The organism is Promicromonospora sp. NPDC110617, assembly GCF_055598465.1.
Genome location: NZ_JBVKBM010000001.1, coordinates 20,226 through 44,292, shown reverse-complemented (window position 1 = coordinate 44,292; position 24,067 = coordinate 20,226). Strand labels below are relative to the sequence as shown.

Sequence of the window (24,067 nt, the reverse complement as noted above, 5' to 3'; positions counted from 1 at the left end):
GAGTTCACCAGATCGTGATACTGCTGTGTAAGGATCCGAACGGCATGCACTGTGCACGATGAGGCAGCGCACCGACCGAGGGGGAGACGCGTGAACCCAGCGAAGGCGCTCGTTCCGCACCTACCCCGTGCGGCGCTGCGCAAGTACCTCCGCACCGCGTGGACCGGCGCGGTCGCGACCGTGCTCGCCGCGGGCGTGCTGGTCACGGCAGCGGCGAGCGTCCCTGGTGCGCAGGAGGCACGCGACGGCGGCGACCTGCCGATCCGGCTCTACGGGCTGCTCCAGAGCGTGACCGTCGGCGAGACCGAGACCGCCCCCGAAGGCGTGACGCTCAGCCAGATCGTCGCGGTCCTCGAACGTGCCGAGCAGGAGGCGCGTGACCAGGGCCCGGACTTCAGCCCGACGGTCGCCCAGGCCGCGGCCGAGCTCGGCATGCTCTACACGACCTACCAGATGCAGCAGCTCGCGTTCGGTGAGAACAACGAGGGTCTCCGCGTCGAGGACGCACCGGTCGCGCGCGGCTCGCAGGACGCCGACGTCCCGCCGTCGGGTTCCGGCCAGGACGGTGCGGACGGCGGCGCCGACGGTGCGGACGAGGACGGCGCCGGCAAGAACGGCACCGCAGACCAGGACGGCGACCAGAGCGACGACCCCGGCCGGGACGACACCCGGACGCCGTCCGACGAGGACACCCCACCCGCCCTCCAGGTGTCGAACGACCGCACCTCCGTGATCGAGCCGGACGCCGCCGACCCGCAGGCTGGTTATGTCACCTACGACCAGGTGGTCATCGCCGCGGTCCGGCTCGCGAACATGCTGGACCCGTCGGTGCCTAACGCGCTGGTGGAGGTCGAGGGCATCGGCGAGCGCGCCGGGGTCTCGCTCCGGGAGAGCCTGCTCGACGTCGTGACGATGTTCGGTGGCTCCACCCTGGGCTACGCCAACGGGCGCATCCCGGCCGACGTGCTGTGCCCGCTGGAGTTCGCGCCCGGCCACATGCTGCGCTGCGACGCCGCCGAGCGGTTCACGGCGCTGAATGCCGAGTTCGAGCAGGAGTTCGGCTACCCGATCCCGATCACGGACTCCTACCGGTCCTACGAGCTGCAGGTCGCGGTGGCCCACACCAAGCCGCACCTCGCGGCGATCCCGGGCACGTCGAACCACGGCTGGGGTCTCGCCGTCGACCTGGGCAACCCGATCGCCGGCGGGGGCTCCCCCGAGTACGTCTGGCTCCGCCTGCACGGCCCCGACTACGGCTGGGACAACCCGTCGTGGGCGCAGCTCGGCGGCGCCAAGCCCGAGCCGTGGCACTTCGAGTTCTTCGCGGCGGGCTCCATCCCGAACCGCGCCATCGACGCGTCCGACGTCGGCACCTGGACCCCCACCGACTCCACGAGCCCGCGCTACAAGCCGTCGCTCGACCCGAAGCCGAGCGACGGCAAGGACAAGCCGTCCACGAAGCCGTCGGACGGCCCGAGCGACAACCCGCCGTCGCAGAAGCCGCCCAAGGCGACCCCGAAGCCGTCGCCCGACGAGCCGACGCCCAGGCCGACGAGCCCGACGACGAAGCCCACGCCGAGCCCCGACCCGACGGAGCCGAGCGAGGAGCCGTCGGAGGAGCCGAGCGAGGAACCGTCGCAGGAGCCGACCGAGGAACCGACCCCCGACCCCTCGCCGAGCCCGTCGCCCGACCCGGACCCGTCCGAGGAGTGCCCGGAGGCCGACCCGGAGACGGGCGAGTCGGCCGCACCGAGCTCCGAGGCGACGACGACGGAGGAGACCACCTCCGCCGACGACGGTGCGGACGACGGCGCCACCGACGAGGACCCCTGCGCCACGCCGGACGAGAACCCGGACGAGACGGGCTCGACCACGACGTCGTCCAGCCTGCTCGGGACGCTCTCGAAGTCGACCGTGGTCAGGTCGAGCCGCCGCCCCCGTCGGCCGGAGCTGAGCTGACGGATGGCGGCAGAGCCGACTGAGCGGGGAGCGGCACCGGGCGCTGAGACGGCCGGCGATCCGCGACGGTTCCTGCGCTCGGGGCGACTGGAGACCATGCCGCGCCGCTGGCGGGACAAGGTCGCGGTGACGCGGTACCTGGCGGTCCAGGCGCTGCCGACGCTCCTGGAACCGGTGACGGAACGTGAGCTGACGGACCGGCTGCGGGAGCTCTCCCACGACCCCGCGGGCGTCCGTCGTGCGATGGTTGACCACGGGCTGGTGCAGCGCACGCGGGACGGGGCCGAGTACTGGCGTACGGAGCGCACTGAGTACGACGTCTGAGCAGGCGCCTCGCAGGAGAACCTTGACCATATTGCGAGACAAAGAAGACTCGCGTTTTCAGGATAGGAAATTTCATGAGCGAAGAACGTGCTGTCACCGCACTCGAGGCGGCGGGCATCCCGTTCGAGATCACCCGGCACGGCCAGGTGGCGAGCCTCGCCGAGGCCGCGGCCGCGCGCGGGGTGGATCCCGCGAAGCTGATCAAGACGATCGTCGTGCGCCGTGCCGACGACGACTTCCTGTTCGTGCTCGTCCCGGGCGACCGGCAGATCTCCTGGCCCAAGCTGCGCGCGCTGCTCGGCGTCTCGCGGCTCTCGATGCCGAACAAGGACGTGGCTTTCGAGGTCACGGGCTATGAGCGGGGAACCATCACCCCGTTCGGGTCGTTCCACAGGTGGCCCGTCGTCGCGGACTCCCGGCTCGCAGAGCCGGGACCCGTGTCGATCGGCGGAGGTGCCCACGGTGTGGGTGCCACGGTCGATGCCGTCGACCTCACGTCGGCGCTCGACGCCACGGTCGCGGACGTGACCGACCCCGCCTGAGGCACGTCTCGGGCGGTGCCGAACGGGCCCGCACCACGGGAAGCACGGTAATTCTCCTCCGTGCAACGTGACCGTAACGCCTGGGGGGTGGACGTAAGCCGGGTGTCGGGTGAACACTCGCCCTAGGTAATTCTTGCCCTGCTGGGGCAAGTACCGGTCAGACAGCACCAAGAAGTGTCCAAGTTGACGTCCGCGTCAGTAGTACCGAAGCAAGTGTCAACGAAGTCGAGGCCCGACCAATGCAGGACGGAGCGAATGACCCCATGGACCCTCTCCCGTCAGACTCAGCGCAGGACGTGGTTCCCGGACGGCTGGGATCCGGTATCGCCTGCCGGAACACCTACGAGGGCACGGTGCTGACCCTCTGGGGTGACATCGACGCGCTGCTGCGCGAGAACGCGAGCGAGGCCATGGCCATGCTCGCCGCACGACCCGATCCCGATCCCGTCATCGTCGACGCCCGGGATGTCACGTTCATCGACTCCTCCGGGGTCGCCTTCATCCTCCAGGTGTTCGTGCTCGGCGAGGAGACGGGTTCGCCCGTCCAGCTCCGCGAGCCGTCGTCGGTCGTGATGGAGGTCCTGGACATGGTCGGTATCAGCCAGCGGATCCCGGTGGTCCGCAACGCCGGCGCCAGCGCCTGAGTCCTGTACCGAACGCCATGTGAACGACCGCGTCCGATCGGACGCGGGGGTGGCACCCTGGTCCGGTGAAGAACTGGGCAGCGAACCTCACGTACTCCTCCGCGCGCACCGAGCGCCCCCGGACTCTCGCGGAGCTTGCCGGCATCGTCGCCGGCGAGCCCCGCGTCCGGGCCCTCGGCTCGCGCCACTCATTCTCGGACGTCGCCGACACCACGGGCGTGCACGTCCAGCTCGACCAGCTCGACGACGGCCGCCCGGCCCTCGAGGTCGACCCTGCCACGGGCGTGGCGTCCGTCCGCGCCGGCCTGCGCTACGGCGATGTCGTCGCCGACCTGCACGCGAACGGCCGCGCCCTCCCCGCCATGGCCTCCCTCCCGCACATCTCGGTCGCCGGTGCGGTCGCCACGGGCACCCACGGCTCCGGTGACGGGACGCGCTCGCTCGCCGGCGACGTCGTCGGGCTGGAGCTGGTGACCGCCTCCGGCGAGTCGCTGACCCTGCGCCGCGGCGACGCCGACTTCCCCGGGTCCGTGGTGGCGCTCGGCGCCCTCGGCGTCGTGACCCGGGTCGAGCTCGCGACCGTGCCCACCTTCGACGTGCGCCAGGACGTCTTCACCGGACTGCCCTGGGACGCGCTCACCGAGAACCTCGACGCGGTGCTGGGCAGCGCGTACTCCGTCAGCGTGTTCACGAGCTGGTTCGAGCCCGACGTCCGCCTGGTCTGGTGCAAGTCCCGGGTGGACGAGGCCGGCGCGTCCGGGCCCGCCCCCGCGGCGGACCTGCTGACCGGCCTGGGCGCCGCGCCCGCCACCCGCGCGATGCACCCGCTGCCCGACGTCGCCGCCGTCGCCTGCACCGAGCAGGGCGGGGTGCCCGGGCCGTGGTTCGAGCGGCTGCCGCACTTCCGTCTGGACTTCACGCCGTCCCTGGGCGAGGAGCTCCAGTCGGAGTACCTGCTGCCGCGCGCGGCGGGGCCTGACGCCGTCCGCGCCGTGCGGGCCCTCGGGGACCGGCTGGGCCCGCTGCTGCTCACGTCCGAGATCCGCACCGTCGCGGGCGACGACCTGTGGCTGAGCACCGCGCCCGGGGACAGCCTGGCGCTCCACTTCACGTGGAAGCAGGACTGGCCCGCGGTGCGCGCCGCGCTGCCCAAGCTGGAGGCGGCCCTGCTGCCGCTCGGCGCCCGCCCGCACTGGGGCAAGCTGTTCGCCGTGCCGGTCGCCGACCTGCCGGCCCTGTACCCGCGGTTCGACGACTTCGCCGCGCTGACCGCGCGCCTCGACCCGGCCGGGAAGTTCCGCGGCGGCTACGTGGAGGCGCTGCTCGGCCGGTGAGCCGCCGGTGGGCCCGCCCGGCGCGCTCCTCCCAGGAGCGCGCCGGCGCCCGTTCGGACCCGGGTGAAATGTTGCCCGGAGCGTCTTATTTCGCGCTCACGCCGTTTGTCTCGCAAGATCGGGGTATGAGCGACGCGCAGAGCACGGCCGCGGCGCCCGAGAAGCGCGAGGAGTTCAGCGGGCAGCTGGGCTTCATCCTGTCCGCGATCGGGTCCGCCGTCGGGCTGGGGAACATCTGGCGGTTCCCGGGAGTGGCCTACGAGAACGGTGGTGGCGCCTTCCTGGTGCCCTACCTGATCGCGCTGTTGACGGCGGGCATCCCGATCCTCTTCCTGGACTACGCGATCGGGCACCGGTTCCGCGGCTCGGCGCCGCTGGCCTTTCGCCGGGTCAAGCACTGGCTCGAGGGCCTCGGCTGGTTCCAGGTGGCCATCTGCTTCGTCATCGCCGTCTACTACGCGGTGATCATCGCGTGGGCGCTCAGCTACTTCGTGTACTCCTTCGACCTGGGCTGGGGCGACGACACCGCGGGCTTCTTCACGGGCACGTACCTCCAGCTCGCGGACGTCGGCGGCGCCGACCCGTGGTTCACGCTCGACTTCGTGCCCGCGGTGCTCATCCCGCTGGTGATCGTGTGGGTGGCGACGATCGTGGTGCTGGCCGCCGGGGTCGCCAAGGGCCTGGAGAAGGTCAACTTCGTCTTCATGCCGCTGCTGCTGCTGGCCTTCGGCACGCTCGTGGTGCGCGCTCTGTTCCTGCCGGGCGCGGCCGACGGGCTCAACGCGTTGTTCACCCCGGACTGGGGCGCGATGGCCGACCCGAACGTCTGGATCGCCGCGTACAGCCAGATCTTCTTCTCGCTGTCCATCGCGTTCGGCATCATGATCACGTACGCCTCCTACCGGAAGCGCCGGGCCAACCTGACGTCGCCCGGGTTCGTGGTGGCGTTCGCCAACTCGGGCTTCGAGGTGTTCGCCGGCATCGGCGTGTTCGCCGCTCTCGGTTTCCTCGCGCACGAGCAGGGGGTGGCCGTGGCCGAGCTCGAGGGCCTCACGGGGCCGATCCTGGCGTTCGTGACCTTCCCCGCCCTGGTCTCCCAGATGCCCGCCGGCGGACTCTTCGGGGCCCTGTTCTTCGGCTCGCTGGTGATGGCGGGGTACACCTCGCTCCTGTCGATCCTGCAGGTCGTCTCGGCGTCGTTCCAGGAGAAGTTCGGCTGGACGAGGACGCAGGCGTCCGTCCGCATCGGCGTGGTGGCGGCGGCGCTCTCGGTCCTGGCGTTCTCCACCACCACCGGGCTCGTCGCGCTCGACACCGTCGACCAGTGGGCGAACAACATCGGCATCGTGGCCTCCGCGGTGGTGACCACCGTGGTCATCGGGTGGGTGCTGCGGCGCACCGAGGAGATGCGGTTCCATCTCAACGGGGTGTCCACGATCCAGGTGGGGCGATGGTGGAGCTTCTGCATCGTCGTGCTCGGCCCGGTGGTGCTCACCTCCATGCTGGTCTCGCGGATCGTCACCCTGGTGACGGAGGGTTACGAGGGGTACGCCGGCTGGTACCTCAACCTGATGGGCTGGGGCGTCGTGGCCCTGTTCCTCGTGGCCGCCCTCGTGCTCACCCGGATGCGGTGGCGGGTGGAGCCCGACCGCTTCGATGCCTGGCCCACGTACGGAGGTAAGTCATGAGCGGCGCAGCGATCGCACTGCTGGTCGTCTCGCTCGTCGTCGTCTGGGGTGGGCTGGCCGTGAGCATCGTGGCCCTCGCCAGGCGCCCGGAGCGGACCGAGTACCCGCACGGCTGGGAGCACGAGGGCGGTCCCGAGGACCGGCCCGACGAGCCCGTCGAGCACGACACCTGACCGGACGCATCTCGCGCGGGCGGACGACGGTCAGGATGGCGAACGGCGTCGAACAAGCGTCTTTGCAGGTCAGGCACTGTGAGGTGGGCGAAATGTAGCAGAAACATGCTCTTCATCACAGTGTGACAATGGTCTCTAAGTTGCGGGTTTACGCCAGGGACCAGTCACGGTTGGGTGAGACTCGAGTCGAGGCGCCACGTGCGCCGTCGGGTTCTCTGCTCCCCTGATGACAGAGATCTGTCGGGTCGCCGGGGGCCTCGCGAGACGATCAAAAAACCCGACCAGGAGACCCCTGATGCGCAGGCTTCCCGCCCTGACCGCCGCGGCCGCACTTGCCGCCGCCACCCTCGTGCTGACTGCATGCACCGACGCGTCGCAGCAGCCCGCCGGCTCCGACGGAGCCTCCGACGAGGCCAGCGCCGAGGCGTCGTTCGACCCGTCGTCCGTCGAGGTCGACGAGGAGATCGCCGCGCTCCTCCCGAAGGAGATCGCGGACAAGGGCACCCTGACCGTGGGTTCCGACACCGCGTACGCGCCCGCGGAGTTCATCGACGTCGACGGCAAGACGCCGGTCGGCTTCGACATCGACACCATCACCGCCGTCGGGGCGGTGCTCGGCCTGGACGTCGAGGTCCAGTCGGCCGCGTTCGACGGCATCATCCCCGCCATCGGCTCCAAGTACGACGCGGGCATCTCGGCGTTCACCATCACGGACGAGCGCACCGCCGAGGCGAACATGATCAGCTACGCCACGGCCGGCTCGCAGTACGGCGTCGCCGCGGGCAACCCCGAGGAGTTCGACCCCGAGGCGCTGTGCGGCACCACCATCGGCGTGCAGACGTCGACCATCCAGGACGACGAGCTCACCGCCGCCACCGAGCAGTGCGAGAAGGACGGCGAGGACCCGATCGACGTCGTGCGCTACGAGTCGCAGGCCGACGTCACGACCAACCTCGTGGGCGGCAAGCTCCAGGCCATGTACGCCGACTCGCCGATCACCGCGTACGCGGTCGAGCAGACCTCCGGCGAGATCGAGACCATCGGCGACGTGCTGGACGCGGCGCCCTACGGCATCGTCGTCTCCCAGGACGACGAGGACCTGACCGAGGCCGTGCAGACCGCGGTGCAGAAGCTCATCGACGACGGCACCCTCGGCGAGATCTTCGCCTCCTGGGGCAGCGCGGACGCCGTGGTGGACGAGGCGGAGCTCAACCCCGCCGAGTGACCCGTCCGCCGGTGCACGGCACCCGTGGTCCGCGCCCGGCGCGGACCACGGGTACCGTGCACTCAACTTTTCGAGGGAAGGAAGGGTGACGTGACGACGCAGACATCCGCGTCGGGCAGCGACCCTGTGCCCAACCGCATCCACGCGCGGCCCGTGCCGCGTCCCGGCCGCCTCGTCGCAGCGGTGGCCGTGCTGATCCTGGCCGCCATGGCGGCCAACGCCCTGATCACGAACGAGAACTTCCGCTGGGACGTGGTCTGGCTCTACCTGCGTGACATCGTGGTGATCCGCGGCGTGCTGTGGACCCTGGTGCTCACGTTCGGTTCCATGGCCATCGCCGTGGTGCTCGCCGTTGCGCTCGCGATGATGCGGCGGTCGGACAACCCGGTCATGCGCTCGGTGAGCTGGGCCTGGATCTGGTTCTTCCGCGGCACGCCGATCTACACGCAGCTCATCTTCTGGGGCCTGCTCGCCGTGCTGTACCCGCGCCTGTCGCTGGGCATCCCCTTCGGGCCGGAGTTCTTCTCCTTCCGTACCGACGAGGTGCTCACCGCGTTCTGGCTGGCGCTGTTCGGCCTGGCGTTCAACGAGTCGGCCTACCTCGCGGAGATCGTGCGCGCGGGCCTGACCTCCGTGGACCCGGGGCAGACCGAGGCCGCCAAGGCCCTCGGCATGAAGGACGGCAAGATCATGCGCCGCGTGATCCTGCCGCAGGCCATGCGCGTGATCGTGCCGCCGACGGGCAACGAGACCATCTCGATGCTCAAGACCACCTCCCTGGTGGTCGCCGTGCCGCTCACGTTCGAGCTGACCTACGCCACGAGCGCGATCGGCAACCGCACCTTCCTGCCCATCCCGCTGCTGGTCATCGCAGCACTCTGGTACCTGCTCATCACCTCGATCCTGATGGTGGGCCAGCACTACCTGGAGCAGTACTACGGGCGCGGGTTCGGCACGACCACGCGGCGCCGCGGCCGGGGCAAGGGCCCGGCCGGTGGCAAGCAGGCGGCGATCGCCGCGGCCGGGACCGTGCAGCAAGACGTGAACAAGGACGTGACACCATGAGCGCCCCCACCGACGCCGCGGCCGTCCCGGCGGGCTCCACGGACATGGTGTCCGTCCGCGCCGTGCACAAGGTCTTCGGCCACGGGCACGACGCCGTGCACGTGCTGAAGGGCGTGGACCTCGACGTCGCGCGCGGCGAGGTCACCGTGATCCTCGGGCCGTCCGGCTCCGGCAAGTCCACCCTCCTGCGCTGCATCAACGAGCTGGAGGAGATCACCGGCGGCTCCGTCGTCGTGGGCGGCGACCTCATGGGCTACCGCGAGGACGCCAAGGGCGTGCTGCACCGGCTCCACCCCAAGGTGGTCGCGAAGCAGCGCTCGCGCATCGGCATGGTGTTCCAGCGGTTCCACCTGTTCCCGCACATGACGGCGATCGAGAACATCATGGAGGCGCCCGTGCAGGTGCGGGGGCTCTCCAAGAAGGCGGCGCGGCAGCGCGCGGTCGAGCTGATCCACCGCGTGGGGCTGTCCGACCGGATGGACCACTACCCGGCGCAGCTCTCCGGCGGCCAGCAGCAGCGCGTGGCCATCGCCCGGGCGCTCGCCATGGACCCCGAGCTCATGCTGTTCGACGAGCCGACGTCGGCCCTCGACCCCGAGCTCGTGGGCGAGGTGCTGGCGGTGATGCAGGACCTGGCGCGGTCCGGCATGACGATGATCGTGGTGACGCACGAGATCGGGTTCGCCCGGGAGGTCGCCGACCACGTCGTGTTCATGGACGACGGCGTCATCGTCGAGTCGGGGCCGCCGAGCAAGGTGCTGGACGACCCGCAGGAGCAGCGCACCAAGGACTTCCTGGCGCACGTGCTCTGACCGTGTCAGACGTACAGGTCACCCGGGTGACCTGTACGTCTGACACATATCCGTTCGGAAAGGACGGAACCCCGACGGGCACCGGCTGCGTCTAAGGTGCATGACGCACACGATGCGGCGCGCTGGGCGCCGTGAACGAACGCCGGGGCAGTCCGGCCGCACCACGCGGTGGTGCACCGGATGAGCGAGGTGGCGGTGACCCTGGAACCCGAGCAGGGCACCGGCGAGATCCCCGTCGTCCGGAGCAGCCTCGACCCGGTCGCCGACTTCACGGCGTTCGCGCAGGAGAGCACCCCCGCGCTGTACCGCATCGCGTACCTGCTGAGCGGCGACGAGCACCGGGCGAAGGACCTGGTGCAGCTCGCCCTCGAACGCACGTTCAGGGCCTGGAAGAAGGTGGGTGACGGCGACCCGTTCGCCTACGCGCGCCGCGTCCTGGCGACGGCCCGCATCGACACCTGGCGCCGCACCCGCCGCGAGGTGCTCACCGACGAACCGGCGCTCGGCCTGCGCGAAAGGAGCGCCCCGGCGTCGGACGCCGGGCTGGCCGACCGTGATCGCCTGGTCCGCGCCCTCCTGGCGCTCTCCGTCAAGCAGCGCCGGGTGGTTGTGCTGCGCTACCTGCTCGACCGGTCCGAGGCGGAGACGGCCGCGGAGCTCGGCATCTCCACCGGGACGGTCAAGTCCACCGCCTCACGCGCCCTGGAGCGCCTCCGCACCCTCGTGGTGCCCGGTCGCGAAGGGAGCCGATCGTGAACGTGCACGACATCCACGCCAAGAAGGACGCCGCGGTGCTCGCCTACCTGCGGGCCGCCAGCTCGACCGTCGAGCCGCCCGAGAGCCTCGACCCGGTGGCCATGGCGACCCGGGCCGTGCGGACGGTGCGCCGACGCCGGGTCGTGACCACGGTGACGGCCGGTGTCGTCGCGGTGGTGCTGGCGGGCGCCGGCGTCGGCGTGGCCGGGGCGATCTACGCCGACCGGCAGGGGCCACTGCCGGGCACGGTCAAGACGACCAGCGAGTCGGCCCCGTCCACGGAGTCGCCGTCGACGGACCCGACGGCCGAGCCGACGCCGGAACCGAGCGACGTGCCCACCACCTACCTGGAGACCGGCGGCGGGACGCTGCCCGTGCTCCCCGGCGTCGAGCGCGGCGTGGTCGAGGGCCCGGGCGCAGCCCCCTACATCCTCGGCGGTCTCTGGTACGAGGTCCCGCCGGGCGGCTGGATCGCCGTCGGCGACGTGAACGCGGGCGGGGTGGCCGGCTGGCTCGCCCCGGACCACCCGGAGGCCTACGGCATGGGCGAGAACGGCACCATCGACGACATGGACGCCACGATCGAGCTGCGCAACGTGTTCGACGTCGCGGGCTGGACGGCTCCGGCAAAGGACTCGGGGGCGACGACGCTCGACATCGAGGGTGCCGACCTCGTGGTCATCGAGCAGCACGCCCGCGAGGGCAAGGTGCGGCCCGCGACCATCACGATCCGCAGCGGCGACGAGGGCTGGATCATCGACACCCGGTTCGCGGCGAACGCCGAGGGCGACGAGATGCTGCGCAACTTCGTCGGGAACCTCTGGCTCAAGGAGGCGGGCGAGCCCGACTGGTACCTGCCGGAGTTCTCGGCCCCGGTGCTCGACGCCATCGAGCGGGGGGTCCCGGCCGACTGGGTCCCGACCGAGCACAACGGCCTGCGGTTCGCGGTGCCGGAGGGCTGGACCTCGAAGGAGACGGAGGGCGAGTTCTCGCCGGGCGTGGAGTGGACCGGGACCAGGGTCACGCACGTGGATCCCGGCATCGACCAGGAGACGCTGAAGCGGTGGACCGACGCCACCGCCGAGGAGAAGGCACGTGCCGCCGAGGACATGGAGGCCCCCGAGCGGGTCTACGTCCAGGGCGGCAAGCCCGGCGGCAACTGGTGGACGCCGTCCGGCACCCCGGGGTCGCAGATGATCGACGTCCCCGGCGCCGACTACGCCGAGGTGATCCCGACCGCGCACAACGTCGACGGGGAGACCGACTACTACTGGGTCGACATCTACATCCACCAGGAGGACCGGGGCGAGAACCTGTTCCTCGTGGTCGAGTTCGACGGCGACGAGCAGGGTCTGCGGGATCTCCACACCTTCCTGGGGACGTTGGACTTCCGCCGCTGACGGCGCCCGACGAAGCACGTGTCAGACACTCAGGTCACCCCCGTGACCTGTCCGTCTGACACGTGCTTCGTCGTGTGGCGGACGGCGCGGCGGTGCGGGCTGCGCACGGCCCGGAAAATTTCTCTGAACCAAAATGGAACCTTCGTCCCGGTGCGGCCGTGTTCCGTTCGTGACAGTCACGAGTCCGCGTGTTCGAGCGCCAGAGTCCCGGGCCCCCAAGCCCGTGGTCCTGCGCGTCGTGCGCGCCGACTCCAGCTCTGCGGACGACCTGGAGACCGTGACCACCCAGCAGAACACCCCAGATTCCTCATCCACCTCGACGCCGAGGTCGGCGGCGGAGCTCGCGATCGTGCCGGTCGCGGGCGACGGAGAAACCGACCTGGCAGCCACGACCGAGCGCGACCCGGAGCCCGGGTCCGCGGCCCCGTCGAACGGCACCCTCGGCAGGACCAAGGACAGACCACGCAAGGGCTCGGCCGAACCGGTCCCCGCCACCCGACCGCTCACGGTGGTTCGAGGTGGGTCGGAGGAGCCGGATGACGTACCCTCCATCCCCGTGCGTACAGACCGGCCGAGGGCCACTCACGCGCGCAGGAACGCACAGATCTCGAAGAACGAAGAGTTCACCGCGTTCATGCGAGAGGCCAAGGATCCACTGCACCGGATGGCCTTCCTCCTCAGCGGTGACGCCCACCGCGCGGAGGAGCTCACGCAGCAGACCTTCGAGCGCTGCTACCGGCACTGGCACAAGGCCCGCCAGGGCGACCCGCTGGTGTACGCGCGCCGGGTCCTGGCGAACCTGCGCATCGACGCCTGGCGCCGTACGCGGCGCGAGGTGCTGACCGGACCCGACGAGCTGCCGCAGGACGACGTCCGCGTGGCCCGCGCGTCGAGCCGGATGCCGACGCGCACCGTGGACGACCGAGACACCGTCGTGCGCGCCCTCCTCCGCCTCCCGCTCAAGCAGCGCCGCGTCGTGGTGCTGCGCCATCTCCTGGACCTCTCGGAGTCCGAGGTCTCGACCGAGCTCGGCATCCCTCTCGGCACCGTGAAGTCCACGGCCTCGCGCGGCCTCGCCCACCTGCGCGCGATCCTCGATCTCGACTCGCTGGGCGGAACGCGATGAACATGAACCTCTCCCACGGCGCTCCCGACGACGAATTCGTCGCCCGGCTCCGCGAGTCGGCGCACGCGTCGGTGCCCAGGTCGACGCTCGACCTGGACGGCGTCCTGCGGTCGAGCCGGCGCAAGCACGCCGTGCGCCGGGCGGGCGTCTCGCTGGCCTCGACGCTGGTGCTGGCCACGGCCGGCGCCGGTGCGGCGGGCGCGCTCCCGGGGATCCCGGGACTCTGGAGCAGCGCCCCGGTAGAGGTCCAAACCGTCGAGTCCGCGGAGCCGATGGCGACGGTCGAGGTCGACCCCGCGCCGCCGTCGGCCACCGCGACACCGGCGCCCGACCCGGTGACGAAGCTCGCGGAGCTCGCGCCCGGAGTGACCTCCGTGGCGCGGCCTGCCGCATACCGCGTCGACGCGGACACCGCTGTGCTCGACCTCGGCCTCCCCGCCGGAGGGGGCGACCGCTACCTCGCGGTCGTGACCCTGGCGAAGATCGACGGCCGGCACAGCGCCACAGACCTGGAGGTCCTCGCGGGCGGCGACACCGCCCTGCAGAACCTCCGCGCGGGGAACCTCGGTGGAACCCTGCTCTGGCGCGGCGTCACGTCCGACGCGATGGTCCTGCCGTCCGACGGCGGCCCGGCCCTCGTGTTCGGCTTCTCCTCCGGCGCGGAGGAGGGAGACCAGTTCCTGGTCTTCGACGACCCGCAGACCGATGGTGCCGCGGACGCGCAGGGGGCGTCCGCGTCACCGGGGTCCGAGAACGGCGGCGGGGCGGGTGCGCCCCAGGCGGGGGCGTCGCTCCCGGTCACGCCGTTCGACGTGCTCGGCGACGGCAGCGTGTGGATGCGCGTGCTGCAGGTGGAGCGCTCGACGGCGGAGCCGCGCGGCTTCGTCTACGCGAGCCAGGACACCTGGAGCGCGTCCTGGTGCCGCAGCACGTCGCCCGAGTGCGCGGTGATCCACGACGTCGCGGGCAAGGATGTCGCCACACCCCAGGCCGGGGAACCCACGCCGCTCGTCGCGGAGCTCGCCCCGCTGCTGGTCGAGGACCCGCAGGCGAACGAGGTGCCCGCGATGGAGTCCTGCGTGGCGCAGCGCACGGGCACGCCCTGGACCGCCCCGGCGGGCCTCACCGGCAAGGCGTTCTGGCAGGCGCCGAAGGGCGTGGACGCCGACGTCTGGCGGCTGTGCCTGATCGACATCAGCGAGGCGTCGCAGCTCGCCGCGACGGGCGAGGTCCTGCCCGACGGCGGTGTGTCGCCCACCCCGGCTCCGAGCGAGGAGCCGACCCAAGCTCCCGAGAACGAGGATCCCCTCGGTCTCGGTGAACTCCTGGAGGGACTCTTCGGGGGATAAGACTTCCCGGTCCGCGTCTCGTCTGGGGAGATGGCGTGGGCCGGGAACAACCGAGCGGGCCGAGGCAGAATCTGGGGATCTGCCTCGGCCCGTTCACTCTTGCTCCGACCCGGTCGGGCGGTCCGGCCTACTCGCCGTCCTCGCAGGCGACGCCGTTGCCGTTCCGGTCGAGGTGCGGCAGGTAGCCCGGCGCCGTGTTGGGCAGGGGCGCGGCGCCCGCGGCACGGACGGCGTCACAGTTCCAGTAGAAGACGGTCCCGTTGCCGTTCCCGTTGCTGTTCTCCTCCTCCTGCTGCTCCTGTTGTTGCTGCTCCTGTTGTTGCTGCTGCTGTTCCTGCTGCTGCTTGAGCGCGGCCTCCTGCTCCTTGACCTGCGCCTCGCGGTCGCCCAGCGCCTTCTCGCGCTCGGCCACCTCGTCACGTCGCTTGTCGACCTGCGCCTGGGCGGCCTCGATCTCGGCGCGGGCCTCGTCCATCTCCGACCGGATGTTCTGGGCGTCGGAGATCGCCTGGTTCGCGTCGGCCTGCTGGCCGGCCGTGACGACCACGCCGATGATCACGCCGAGCGCGAGCCCGGCCACGCCGATGGCGACCATGAGCCCGGCACCCGGGGGGCGCGAGCCGCTCTGGCGGGACGGGCCGCCGGGACGCTGGCCGGCCCTCTGCGGTCCGGGCGCCAGGGTGCCGACGGGGACGGAGCCGCCCGGGCGCCGGTTCACGTCGTCGATGCTGAGCGGACCGGGGCCGTTGGCGCCCTGGTGGGGCTCGGAACCCGCGTCGGCAGGCGTCGTCGCCTTCCGGCCGCCGAGCCCCTTGAGGGCGGCGAGCATGCCCGACGCCGGCCCCTTGGCCTCGGGCGGCGGGGGCGGCGGCGCCATCCCGGACTGCGGCGGGTAGACGGCCTGTGGCCCGGAGCCAGGCCGGGGCGGTCCCGCGGCGGGCGGGGCGCCGATGGGCGCCATCGTCATGGTCGAGCCCATCGCGTCCGCGGGGACCATGGCGGGCGGCGCGGACGGCGCGGGCGCCGGACGGCGACCGGGAGCGTCGATCACCTGGATCGCGACGGTCCTCGTGTCGGCGCCCCCGTCCGGGCCGCCGACGGGAGCCGGCGGTGCCGGTGGAGCTGGTGGTGCGGGGGGTGCCGGCGGTGCGGCACCCGTGGGTCCGGAATCGGGCTGGGGGGCGTCGGGGCGGTCGACCCAGTAGTCCCAACCGGGCGGGGCCGGAGGCCACGACGGGTCGGGAGCCCAGGTGGAGTCGGGTCGGAATCCCGGGGGCACCTGCCAACCCGGAGGCGGGTTGAAGCGCACGGGCATGGTTGCTCCTTCGATACGGTCGGCCCCACTATCGGCCATGCAGGCGGGTCGGCGCCAGAAGCACTGGCCATGCCGGACATTTCCCCCGCGTGTGGGAGCGACAGTAGCGCGCTCGTGTCAGAGGTCACTGGTAGACCTGGGGGCATGTTCCTCCTGGAGCGCGACGACGCCAGCACGCTCGTGCACTCGGCCAGCGACCTCGTGGTCGCGGGCGAGTGCGAGTTCCGCCTGCTGCGCCGCCTCGACGAGCTCCTGGGCCGCAGCCCGCGCCGGGCGCGGGAGGAGGACGAGATGCTCGCGCGCACGGCGGCTCTCGGTGAGGACCACGAACGCCGCGTGCTCGCCGGGTACCTGCGTACCTTCGGCCCGGCCGACGACGAGCGGCCCGGCGGGGTGCTCGAGGTCGCGCCCGCCCGCCGCATGGCGCGGGACGAGCTGGTCGACGCGCACGACCGCACCCTGGCCGCCCTGGAGCAGGGTGCGGACGTCGTCTACCAGGGTTCGTTCTTCGACGGGCGGTTCCACGGCCGGGCCGACTTCCTGGTGCGCGACCTGCTGGGGGAGACGGTCCGCCTGGGCGGCGCCGAGGGGGTCGTGCCGCCGGAGCGGTGGCCCCGGCACGCCGAGGCGCACGTCGCCCGACCGCGGTACGCCGTGCACGACTCCAAGCTCGCCCGCCGCACCAAGGTGCGGGCGCTGCTGCAGCTCGCGGCGTACGCGGACCAGCTCATGGCCGCGCGGATCGACCCGACCGACGAGGTGCACCTCGTGCTCGGCACCGGCGAGACCACGTCGCACCGGCTCGCCGACCTGCTGCCGGTCTTCCGCAAGCGGCGCGCCCGGCTGATCGAGGTCCTGGACGAGCACGTCGCCGACGCGGGTCCCGTGCGCTGGCACGACGAGCGCTACCTGGCCTGCGGCCGGCTGCGTGACTGCCCGGACTGCGCCGAGGCCGCCGAGGAGAGCCGGGACGTCCTGCTCGTCGGCGGGGTGTACGGGGCGCAGCGGGCCAGGCTGTCCGCGGCGGGCCTCACCACGATCGACGCGCTCGCGACCGCCGAGGCCCCGCCGGACGGCATGGCAGCGGGTCGGTTCGAGGGCCTGCGCGCCCAGGCGCGCCTCCAGCTCGGGCTGGACGACGGCGACGGCTCGGTCGCGCTCGACCACCTGTCCGACGGCGTCGACCCGGACGGCCCCGACGCGCGGCTGCGCTGGCAGCTCGTGGCGACCGAGGCGATCGACCGCCTCCCGCCGCCGAGCCCGGGCGACGTGTTCTTCGACTTCGAGGGGGACCCCCTGTGGGAGGAGGCGCGGCTGCCCGGCGACGACCAGGCGCCGGCCATGGGCCTCGACTACCTCTTCGGCTGGGTCGAGCGCCCCGGGCCGGACGGCGGCACCCCGCCCTTCCACGGGCTGTGGGCGGATGACCTGACCGGTGAGCGCGACGCCCTCGTGCGGTTCGTGGACCATCTCCACGCACGGCTCGCGGAACATCCCGACCTGCACGTCTATCACTACGCCGCCTACGAGCGGACGCACCTGCTCTCGATCGCGGCACGCCACGGCGTCTACGAGGACGAGGTGGACCAGCTCCTGCGCGACGGCGTGCTCGTCGACCTCTACGCCGTGGTCCGGTCGTGCCTGCGCATCTCCAACCGGTCCAAGTCGATCAAGAAGCTCGAACCGCTCTACATGCAGGACGACCCGGCGCGGGAAGGCGTCACGAGCGCCACGGCGTCGGTCACGGAGTACGCGGAGTACGCGAAGTTGGTGGGTGAGGGGGACGCGCGGGCTACGGAGCTGCGGCAGCGGATCCTGGACTACAACGAGTACGACTGTCGGTCGACGTTGCGGTTGTTGGACTGGTTGCGTTGGGCTCGGGGTTCGGTCGGGTCTGTGTCCGGTGACGTGGCCGGGGCGGCCGCGGGAAGCGAGACCCCGCGCGCGGATGCGTTCACGGGCCCCAGGGGGCCCTCCACTTCGGGAAGGAATACATCCGCGCGCGGGGTCTCGCTTCCCACGGCCTTCGCTGTCGGGTCGCCCTCCGAGGGGGGTGGGTCCTCGGCTGGTGGTGGGGTCGGGGTGCCCGAGTCCCCGGGTGGGGGGTACGGGGGTGGTGCTGTTGAGCGAGGGGGGCTCGGATCGGGATCGGCCCGTGATGTCGGGGGCGCGGACGGGACCGGTGGGGCCCGAGGTGTGTCAGGCGTTGGTGGCGGTGGCGGGGTCGACGGTGCTGGTGGAGGGAACGGGGAGGCCCGGGCCGGGCGGGGTGGGCTGCGGCGGGAGGGGCGGGAGCGGCGGTTGGCTCTGGCGGGGGAGGTCGCCGAGCGGGTCGGGGAGAACCGGGGGGAGCGGTCGCTGGAGGTGCAGGCGCTCGCGCTGCTGGGCGCGGCCGTCGGGTACTACCAGCGGGAGGAGAAGCCGTTCTGGCAGGAGCACTTCGCACGGCTCGAGCTGCCCCTGGACGAGTGGCCCGGCCGGCGGTCGACGTTCCACGTGGAACGTTCGCGCGTGCTGCGGGACTGGAGCGTCGTGGGGCGGGACCGGCTTCCCTCGCGCGAGGTCGAGCTGGTGGGTCGCATGCTCGACGGGTCCCGCATCGACGGGTCCGACCTGGGCGTCGGCGACCCCGTGCACGTGCTGTACGACCAGCCCGTGCCCCCGGTGGTCGGCGAGCTGGAGGCGCGGGCCGTGCGCGGCGAGCACTCCGGCGGCGTGATCCTCGAGCTCCGCGAGGAGCCCGCGAGCGACGACGCACCCCGGGGCCGCGACGTCGTGGTCCTGCGCGAGCGGCTCTCCGGGGGAGCGGACCCGCACGACCAGGCGCCCGTCGCGCTCGCCCCGCAGCGCGGGCCAGCGCACGACGCGCAGGAGCGCGCGACCGAGGACGCCGCCCGCGCGGCGCTCGCCGCGTGGGACGCGGACCGCACCCTGCCCGACGGCGCCGCCGTGGACCTGTTGTGCCGCCGTCCGCCCCGGCTCGTCGATCCCGCCACGGGGCAGCGCGGCGGGGACCTGCCGGAGCTCACCGGCACGACCAGCGGGGGAGACGTCGGCGGGCTCCACCTCGAGGCCGCCGTGCTCGCCGCCGTCGAGCGGCTCGACCACTCCTACCTCGCGGTGCAGGGTCCGCCCGGAACCGGCAAGACGCACGTCGGCTCGCACGTGGTCGCCCGGCTCGTCGACGCCGGCTGGCGGGTGGGTGTCGTCGCGCAGTCGCACTCGGCGGTCGAGAACCTGCTGAGCTGCCTCGTCGACAAGGCGGGCGTGCCCGTCGACGTGGTCGCCAAGAAGCAGCGTGCGAAGGGCGTCGAGCGGGAACCGGCCGGACCGTGGCAGGAGCTGACGGGCAGCCAGCTCGCCGAGTTCGCCGCCGGCGGCTCCGGCGGCTGCGTGGTGGGCGGCACCGCCTGGGACTTCGCGCACGAGCGCTGGCCCGACGAGGGGCTGGACCTGCTCGTGATCGACGAGGCGGGGCAGTTCTCGCTCGCCGACACCGTCGCCGTCGGCCGGGCCGCCCAGCGGCTCCTGCTGCTGGGCGACCCGCAGCAGCTACCGCAGGTGAGCCAGGGCCGGCACCCTGAGCCGGTGGACGAGTCGGCGCTCGCCTGGCTCGCGGCCGGCAGCTCCGTGCTGCCCGACGGCCTCGGCTACCTGCTGCCCGAGTCGTGGCGCATGCACCCCGAGGTCTGCGCGGCCGTGTCCCAGCTCTCCTACGCCGGGCGGCTCTCGGCGCACCCCGTCACGACGGAACGCTCGCTCGACGGCGTGGACCCCGGCGTGGTGCACGTCCCGGTGGCCCATGAAGGGCGCTCGACGTCTTCCCGGGAGGAGGCCGACGAGGTGGTGCGCCAGGTGCAGGGCGTCGTCGGCCGCACGTGGGACCCAGGGGCCGGGCGGCCGACCCGGCCCCTGGGTCCCGACGACGTCGTGGTGGTCGCGGCGTACAACGCTCAGGTGCACACCGTGCGCCAGGCCCTGCACGCCGCGGGCCTCGGCGGGGTGCCCGTCGGGACCGTCGACATGTTCCAGGGTCGGGAGGCGCCGGTCGCGATCCTGACGCTCGCCGCGTCGGCCCCCGAGAACGTCTCCCGGGGGATGGGCTTCCTGCTCTCGCGCAACCGGATCAACGTGGGGGTGTCGCGCGCGCAGTGGCGGGCCGTCGTCATCTCGTCGCCCCGCCTCACCGACTACCTGCCCGGCGACCTGGAGGCCGACGGCGTGCGCCACCTCATGGAGCTGGGCGGCTTCCTCCGCCTCATCGGCGCCTGAGCCGCCGGGCCCCGGCGGGACGGGTCAGAACTCGCCGCCGCCGAAGTCGCCCCCGAAGTCGCCGCCGCCGTCCCCACCGCCGAACATGTCGCCGAAGAACCCGCCGCCGCCGCCGCCGTCGCCACCGGCGTCCGCCCCGGCATCGGCTCCCGCGTCGCCGCCCTCGGCACCGGCCGCCTCGACGGGCTCGCCGCCGGCCTCCTCACCGCCGCCCTCGCCGCCACCCTCCTCGCCGGCGAAGTCCTGCGCCGGGTCGCCGAAGGAGCTGCCGAACATCATGTCCGCCACGGCCGAGCCGATGACCATGCCGCCGATGGTGCCGAGCATGCTCGCGCCGAGCATCGAGCCGAAGCCCGGGCCGCGGCTCGCGCCGAAGTTCCGCTCCAGGGTGCCGGGGTTGCGCATCTCGGCGCGGGTGGCCATGCGGGCCAGGTCGCGCGGGTCGTCCGACGTCGCGCGCTCGTTCGGCGGTACGGTCTCGCTGAGCTGGGCCAGCACCTGGTTGCGCTGCTCGGGCGTGAGCTGGGCGAACGCCTCGGCGTGCGCCTCCTCGACCCGGTCCGGCGGTGCGGTGCGCAGCAGGTAGCGGTAGCGCTCGATGGCCACCTCGTCCTCGCTGCGTCCCGTGCTCGCGGCGGATCCGTAGACCGGAGCGGTGCCGTAGGCCGGGGTCTGACCCGGAGCCTGCTGGTACTGCGGCCGCGGCGTGCCGCCGCCCTGGTACATGCCGGGTGTCTGCTCGCGCGGCTCGCGGCCGAGCAGTCGGTCGAGGAAGCCCATTGATCTCAGTCCTTCGTGAGGTTCGGTCCTGACGGTCCAACCCGGTCAACGGCGCGCCGTGGTCCAGGGTTCCCGGCCATCGTCCCTCCCGGACACGAACGGGACATGACGAAGGCCCGGCCACCGAGGTGACCGGGCCTTCGTGCTGTGTCAGCCGGGAGCGTCAGCCCTCGACGGAGCCCTCGATCGCACGGTCGAACTCGAGCGTGTTGTCGTCGGCGTAGTTGTAGACACCGATGAACGCGGACGACGGGTCGTTGTCCTCGTTGATCGGGCCGATGCCCGAGACACCCGTGTAGTGGATGTCGTCGCCGGCCTCGAGCGCGGCGACGCCCTCCTCGAAGGTGGACACCTCGGTGCCGCCGTCCGCGCCGGACACGGAACGGATCTGGGCGGCGATGTCGGTACCGGTGGTCGACTCGGCCTTCACCGCGGCGAGCGCGGCGAGGATCACGGCGTCGTACGACTCCGCGGCGTAGGCGTAGTCGGTCAGCGGCTCGCCCTCGTTCTCCTCGTACCAGGCGCTCGCCTCGTCCTTGAACTCCTGCGCGGGGTCGGCGCCGGGGATGGTGCCGACGACGCCCTTGAGCGTCCCCGGGTCGAAGTCCTTGGAGTAGTCGGCGGTGTTGCCGTCGCAGAGGTACGTGGTGCCGTCGAAGTCCCAGCCCTGCGAGACGAGCTCGGCGATGGCGGCCTTGGTCTCCTCGAACGCGAGGATGACGATGGCGTCCGGCTTGGCGGCCAGGGCGTCGGTGACGATCGACGAGAAGTTGGTCTCGCCCGGGGCGAACTCCTCGCCGGAGCCCGTGGCACCGTAGACGGCCTCGGCACCGCCGGCCTCGATCGACTTCTGCACGTTGTCGCGCAGACCGGTGCCGTAGGTCTCGTTCTGCACGAGGAAGGCGACCTTCTGGTGGCCGCCGTCGAGCACGAGCGAGCCGAGCGCGGCGCCCTGGACGGTGTCCGGCGGAGCGGTACGGGTGAACAGGTCGCTCACGCCGGAGAGCTCGGTGGCGGTGTTCGCGGGCGAGATCTGGAGAACCCCGGCCTCGGTGAACTGGTCCACCACGTTCTGCGAGACGGACGAGGACGCGGCGCCGATGGCGACCTGGACGCCCTTCCCGATGAGGTCGGTGGCGGTGTTCGTCGACACGCTCATGTCGGTCGAGTCACCGGAGTCACCGCCCTCGAGGGTCACGTCGTTGCCGAGCACGCCCCCGGCCGCGTTGATGTCGTCGATCGCAAGTCCGACGCCCGCGACCTCGGGCGGACCGAGGTAGGCAAGAGAGCCGGTGATCGGGAGGATGGTGCCGACGACGAGCGGCTCGGCAGAGCCCCCGCCCTCTTCATCGCCAGAACCCGAGGTGGAGCAGGCTGCCAAGCCCACGCTGAGGACTGCCGCTAGCGCGAGCCCGCGCGCAGCCGTGGAACGTCGAATCATGTCTGCTGTTCCCCTTCAAGCGGGAGTGGATCTGACGGCGCACTTTGCTCCGTCGTGGTCGCTGAAAGTAGTCACCTTGTGTGACGCCTGTGTCACGAATCCCCCACCCCGACCGAGATTGTTACGAGGACGTGACCCACATCACCCTAGACCCAAGGAAAGTTCATCCAGTCACCCGCCGGACGCACCTCACGGAGATTGATCGGGCTTTCCTGGGCACGGGCAGGTACGCTTGCCGTGTTGCAGTGCCTCGATCGTTCTTCCAAGAGATGACGACGACACCGTGATTACAGCGATCCCGAAGGCCGGGGTCGTCGCATCTTGCAAGGAGCAGTACATGGCATTCGGAACCGTCAAGTGGTTCAACGCCGAGAAGGGCTTCGGGTTCATCGCACCCGAGGACGGTGGGCAGGACGTGTTCGCCCACTTCAGCGCGATCCAGTCGAGCGGCTACCGCTCGCTCGAGGAGAACCAGCGCGTCGAGTTCGACGTGAAGCAGGGCCCGAAGGGCCTCCAGGCGGAGAACATCCGCCCGATCTGATCTCTGACAGCCGGCATGGCGGGCTCCTGAGCTCGCCCGGTTGTACCGCGGAGGCCCGGTCACCTTTCGAGGTGGCCGGGCCTTCGCCCTGCCCGGCACCGGGACGGGCCGCCGGGCACCGGGGCGGGAGAATGGGCGGGTGCAGCACTTCGCCTCCGACAACTACGCTCCCGTCCACCCCGAGGTCATGGCCGCGGTCGCCGCGGCGAACGACGGCGCGGCCGTCGCGTACGGCGACGACCCCGTCTCGGCCCGCCTCCAGCACCGCGCCGAGGAGGTGTTCGGCGAGCAGGCCCGCATCTTCCCCGTCCTGAACGGCACGGGCGCGAACGTCATCAGCCTCATGGCCGCCGCCCCGCGCTGGGGCGCGGTGATCACCAGCGACGTCGCGCACGTCCACACCGACGAGAACGGGGCGCCCGAGCGGGTGGGCGGCCTCAAGATCCTCGCCGTCCCGAGCAGGCACGGCCGCATCGGGCCCGACGCCGTGGACCGCTACGCCGGCGACCTCGGCGACGTGCACCGCGCGCAGCCCGCGGTGCTGAGCCTCACCCAGGTGACGGAGCTCGGCACGGTCTACTCCGTGGCCGACCTCAAGCTGCTCGCGGACACCGCCCACGCGGCCGGGCTGCGCGTGCACGTCGACGGCTCCCGCCTCGCGAACGCGGCGGCGACCCTCGGCGTGGGGCTGCGGGAGATCACCACCGACGTCGGCGTGGACATCGTCTCGCTCGGCGCGGCGAAGAACGGCGGCATGCTGGGCGAGGCCGTGGTGGTCCTGCCCGGCGGCGACGCGGCTGGTCCGGCGGGGGCGGCGGCGCTGTCCGAGGCGGTGCCGTACCTGCGCAAGGCGACGATGCAGCTCGCGTCCAAGACCCGGTTCGTGTCGGCCCAGCTCCTGGCGCTGCTCGGCGAGCCGGGCACGCCGACGTCCGGCACGCCGACGTCCGGCACGACCACATCCGGCGCGACCACGCCCGGCACCACGGCCCCTACCGACGGTGGCGGGCCGCTGTGGCTCCGCAACGCGGCGCACTCGAACGCGATGGCCGCGCGCCTGCGGGCGGGTATCGAGGCGGCGGGACTGCTGCAGCACGGCGCCGGGATCGTCCTGCGGCACCCGACCGAGGCGAACGTCGTGTTCGTCACGCTGCCCCGCGCGGCGGCAGACCGGGTGCGTGAGCACGCCCGGTTCTACGACTGGGCGCCGGGGGAGACCGCCGACCGTGTCGAGGTGCGCTGGATGTGCGCGTGGGACACCACGGAGGCCGACGTCGACGAGTTCGTGCGGGTGGTCGGCGCGGCGCTCTGATCCCGCTGG

Annotated in this window: 20 protein-coding genes; 17 read left to right on the top strand and 3 right to left on the bottom strand. The window is 72.1% G+C overall.

Annotated features, from left to right (window positions below; genetic code table 11):
- Window positions 1-90 precede the first annotated feature (90 nt).
- From ACZ7LE_RS00185 to ACZ7LE_RS00120, 14 genes are all read left to right on the top strand, one after another.
- Window positions 91-1,959, top strand: coding sequence for a M15 family metallopeptidase (locus tag ACZ7LE_RS00185; RefSeq protein ID WP_470401409.1), 1,869 nt, complete (start codon window positions 91-93; stop codon window positions 1,957-1,959).
- A 96-nt stretch (window positions 1,960-2,055) separates the two neighbouring features.
- On the top strand, window positions 2,056-2,283 hold the full coding sequence (locus ACZ7LE_RS00180; RefSeq protein WP_470401408.1) for a DUF2087 domain-containing protein: 228 nt from the start codon (window positions 2,056-2,058) through the stop codon (window positions 2,281-2,283).
- Window positions 2,284-2,357: 74 nt separating this feature from the next.
- Window positions 2,358-2,825: an aminoacyl-tRNA deacylase gene (locus ACZ7LE_RS00175; protein ID WP_470401407.1), complete on the top strand. Its 468-nt coding sequence runs from the start codon at window positions 2,358-2,360 to the stop codon at window positions 2,823-2,825.
- 353 nt (window positions 2,826-3,178) lie between these two features.
- Window positions 3,179-3,469: an STAS domain-containing protein gene (locus ACZ7LE_RS00170; RefSeq protein ID WP_377230302.1), complete on the top strand. Its 291-nt coding sequence runs from the start codon at window positions 3,179-3,181 to the stop codon at window positions 3,467-3,469.
- A gap of 65 nt (window positions 3,470-3,534) precedes the next feature.
- Complete coding sequence (locus tag ACZ7LE_RS00165; RefSeq protein WP_470401406.1) at window positions 3,535-4,803, top strand: FAD-binding protein; 1,269 nt, start codon at window positions 3,535-3,537, stop codon at window positions 4,801-4,803.
- Window positions 4,804-4,928: 125 nt separating this feature from the next.
- Complete coding sequence (locus ACZ7LE_RS00160; RefSeq protein ID WP_470401405.1) at window positions 4,929-6,491, top strand: sodium-dependent transporter; 1,563 nt, start codon at window positions 4,929-4,931, stop codon at window positions 6,489-6,491.
- Window positions 6,488-6,664 carry a methionine/alanine import family NSS transporter small subunit gene (locus ACZ7LE_RS00155; protein ID WP_470401404.1) on the top strand — a complete coding sequence of 59 codons (177 nt, stop codon included), beginning with the start codon at window positions 6,488-6,490 and terminating at the stop codon, window positions 6,662-6,664. Before ACZ7LE_RS00160 ends, ACZ7LE_RS00155 begins: the two co-directional genes overlap by 4 nt.
- 295 nt (window positions 6,665-6,959) lie before the next feature.
- Window positions 6,960-7,889, top strand: coding sequence for an ABC transporter substrate-binding protein (locus tag ACZ7LE_RS00150; protein ID WP_470401403.1), 930 nt, complete (start codon window positions 6,960-6,962; stop codon window positions 7,887-7,889).
- Window positions 7,890-7,979: 90 nt separating this feature from the next.
- A complete protein-coding gene (locus ACZ7LE_RS00145) occupies window positions 7,980-8,954 on the top strand; it encodes an amino acid ABC transporter permease (protein WP_470401402.1) in 975 nt (324 codons plus the stop codon).
- Window positions 8,951-9,766: an amino acid ABC transporter ATP-binding protein gene (locus ACZ7LE_RS00140; RefSeq protein ID WP_470401401.1), complete on the top strand. Its 816-nt coding sequence runs from the start codon at window positions 8,951-8,953 to the stop codon at window positions 9,764-9,766. Before ACZ7LE_RS00145 ends, ACZ7LE_RS00140 begins: the two co-directional genes overlap by 4 nt.
- A 180-nt stretch (window positions 9,767-9,946) precedes the next feature.
- Entirely contained in the window at window positions 9,947-10,522 is a 576-nt protein-coding gene (locus ACZ7LE_RS00135) for a SigE family RNA polymerase sigma factor (RefSeq protein ID WP_470401400.1), read from the top strand.
- Window positions 10,519-11,922 carry a hypothetical protein gene (locus tag ACZ7LE_RS00130; protein WP_470401399.1) on the top strand — a complete coding sequence of 468 codons (1,404 nt, stop codon included), beginning with the start codon at window positions 10,519-10,521 and terminating at the stop codon, window positions 11,920-11,922. The genes ACZ7LE_RS00135 and ACZ7LE_RS00130 overlap by 4 nt, the downstream gene beginning before the upstream one ends.
- 508 nt (window positions 11,923-12,430) lie before the next feature.
- Window positions 12,431-13,048, top strand: coding sequence for a SigE family RNA polymerase sigma factor (locus ACZ7LE_RS00125; RefSeq protein WP_470403259.1), 618 nt, complete (start codon window positions 12,431-12,433; stop codon window positions 13,046-13,048).
- 2 nt (window positions 13,049-13,050) lie between these two features.
- A complete protein-coding gene (locus tag ACZ7LE_RS00120) occupies window positions 13,051-14,397 on the top strand; it encodes a hypothetical protein (RefSeq protein WP_470401398.1) in 1,347 nt (448 codons plus the stop codon).
- Between the two features lie 127 nt (window positions 14,398-14,524).
- Here the strand turns inward: ACZ7LE_RS00120 and ACZ7LE_RS00115 are convergent, their stop codons facing one another.
- On the bottom strand, window positions 14,525-15,448 hold the full coding sequence (locus ACZ7LE_RS00115) for an excalibur calcium-binding domain-containing protein (protein WP_470401397.1): 924 nt from the start codon (window positions 15,446-15,448) through the stop codon (window positions 14,525-14,527).
- A gap of 408 nt (window positions 15,449-15,856) precedes the next feature.
- Here ACZ7LE_RS00115 and ACZ7LE_RS00110 point away from each other — a divergent pair, with 408 nt between their 5' ends.
- Entirely contained in the window at window positions 15,857-19,984 is a 4,128-nt protein-coding gene (locus tag ACZ7LE_RS00110) for a TM0106 family RecB-like putative nuclease (RefSeq protein ID WP_470401396.1), read from the top strand.
- Between the two features lie 24 nt (window positions 19,985-20,008).
- Here ACZ7LE_RS00110 and ACZ7LE_RS00105 read toward each other — a convergent pair whose 3' ends face one another.
- Both ACZ7LE_RS00105 and ACZ7LE_RS00100 read right to left on the bottom strand, forming a co-directional pair.
- Window positions 20,009-20,764 carry a hypothetical protein gene (locus ACZ7LE_RS00105; protein ID WP_470401395.1) on the bottom strand — a complete coding sequence of 252 codons (756 nt, stop codon included), beginning with the start codon at window positions 20,762-20,764 and terminating at the stop codon, window positions 20,009-20,011.
- 163 nt (window positions 20,765-20,927) lie between these two features.
- On the bottom strand, window positions 20,928-22,205 hold the full coding sequence (locus tag ACZ7LE_RS00100) for an ABC transporter substrate-binding protein (RefSeq protein ID WP_470401394.1): 1,278 nt from the start codon (window positions 22,203-22,205) through the stop codon (window positions 20,928-20,930).
- Between the two features lie 337 nt (window positions 22,206-22,542).
- On the opposite strand from ACZ7LE_RS00100, the gene ACZ7LE_RS00095 reads away from it, so the two are divergent.
- Both ACZ7LE_RS00095 and ACZ7LE_RS00090 read left to right on the top strand, forming a co-directional pair.
- Window positions 22,543-22,746: a cold-shock protein gene (locus tag ACZ7LE_RS00095; RefSeq protein ID WP_036971009.1), complete on the top strand. Its 204-nt coding sequence runs from the start codon at window positions 22,543-22,545 to the stop codon at window positions 22,744-22,746.
- A gap of 139 nt (window positions 22,747-22,885) precedes the next feature.
- Window positions 22,886-24,058, top strand: coding sequence for a threonine aldolase family protein (locus ACZ7LE_RS00090; RefSeq protein ID WP_470401393.1), 1,173 nt, complete (start codon window positions 22,886-22,888; stop codon window positions 24,056-24,058).
- Window positions 24,059-24,067 lie beyond the last annotated feature (9 nt).

Excerpts from the sequence above, each read along its gene's own strand:
- ACZ7LE_RS00140 (WP_470401401.1), top strand. The coding sequence starts at position 8,951 with ATGAGCGCCCCCACCGACGCCGCGGCCGTCCCGGCGGGCTCCACGGAC.
- ACZ7LE_RS00110 (WP_470401396.1), top strand. The coding sequence starts at position 15,857 with ATGTTCCTCCTGGAGCGCGACGACGCCAGCACGCTCGTGCACTCGGCC.
- ACZ7LE_RS00150 (WP_470401403.1), top strand. The coding sequence starts at position 6,960 with ATGCGCAGGCTTCCCGCCCTGACCGCCGCGGCCGCACTTGCCGCCGCC.
- ACZ7LE_RS00105 (WP_470401395.1), bottom strand. The coding sequence starts at position 20,764 with ATGGGCTTCCTCGACCGACTGCTCGGCCGCGAGCCGCGCGAGCAGACA.
- ACZ7LE_RS00175 (WP_470401407.1), top strand. The coding sequence starts at position 2,358 with ATGAGCGAAGAACGTGCTGTCACCGCACTCGAGGCGGCGGGCATCCCG.
- ACZ7LE_RS00095 (WP_036971009.1), top strand. The coding sequence starts at position 22,543 with ATGGCATTCGGAACCGTCAAGTGGTTCAACGCCGAGAAGGGCTTCGGG.
- ACZ7LE_RS00100 (WP_470401394.1), bottom strand. The coding sequence starts at position 22,205 with ATGATTCGACGTTCCACGGCTGCGCGCGGGCTCGCGCTAGCGGCAGTC.
- ACZ7LE_RS00155 (WP_470401404.1), top strand. The coding sequence starts at position 6,488 with ATGAGCGGCGCAGCGATCGCACTGCTGGTCGTCTCGCTCGTCGTCGTC.
- ACZ7LE_RS00135 (WP_470401400.1), top strand. The coding sequence starts at position 9,947 with ATGAGCGAGGTGGCGGTGACCCTGGAACCCGAGCAGGGCACCGGCGAG.
- ACZ7LE_RS00160 (WP_470401405.1), top strand. The coding sequence starts at position 4,929 with ATGAGCGACGCGCAGAGCACGGCCGCGGCGCCCGAGAAGCGCGAGGAG.
- ACZ7LE_RS00180 (WP_470401408.1), top strand. The coding sequence starts at position 2,056 with ATGCCGCGCCGCTGGCGGGACAAGGTCGCGGTGACGCGGTACCTGGCG.
- ACZ7LE_RS00120 (WP_470401398.1), top strand. The coding sequence starts at position 13,051 with ATGAACCTCTCCCACGGCGCTCCCGACGACGAATTCGTCGCCCGGCTC.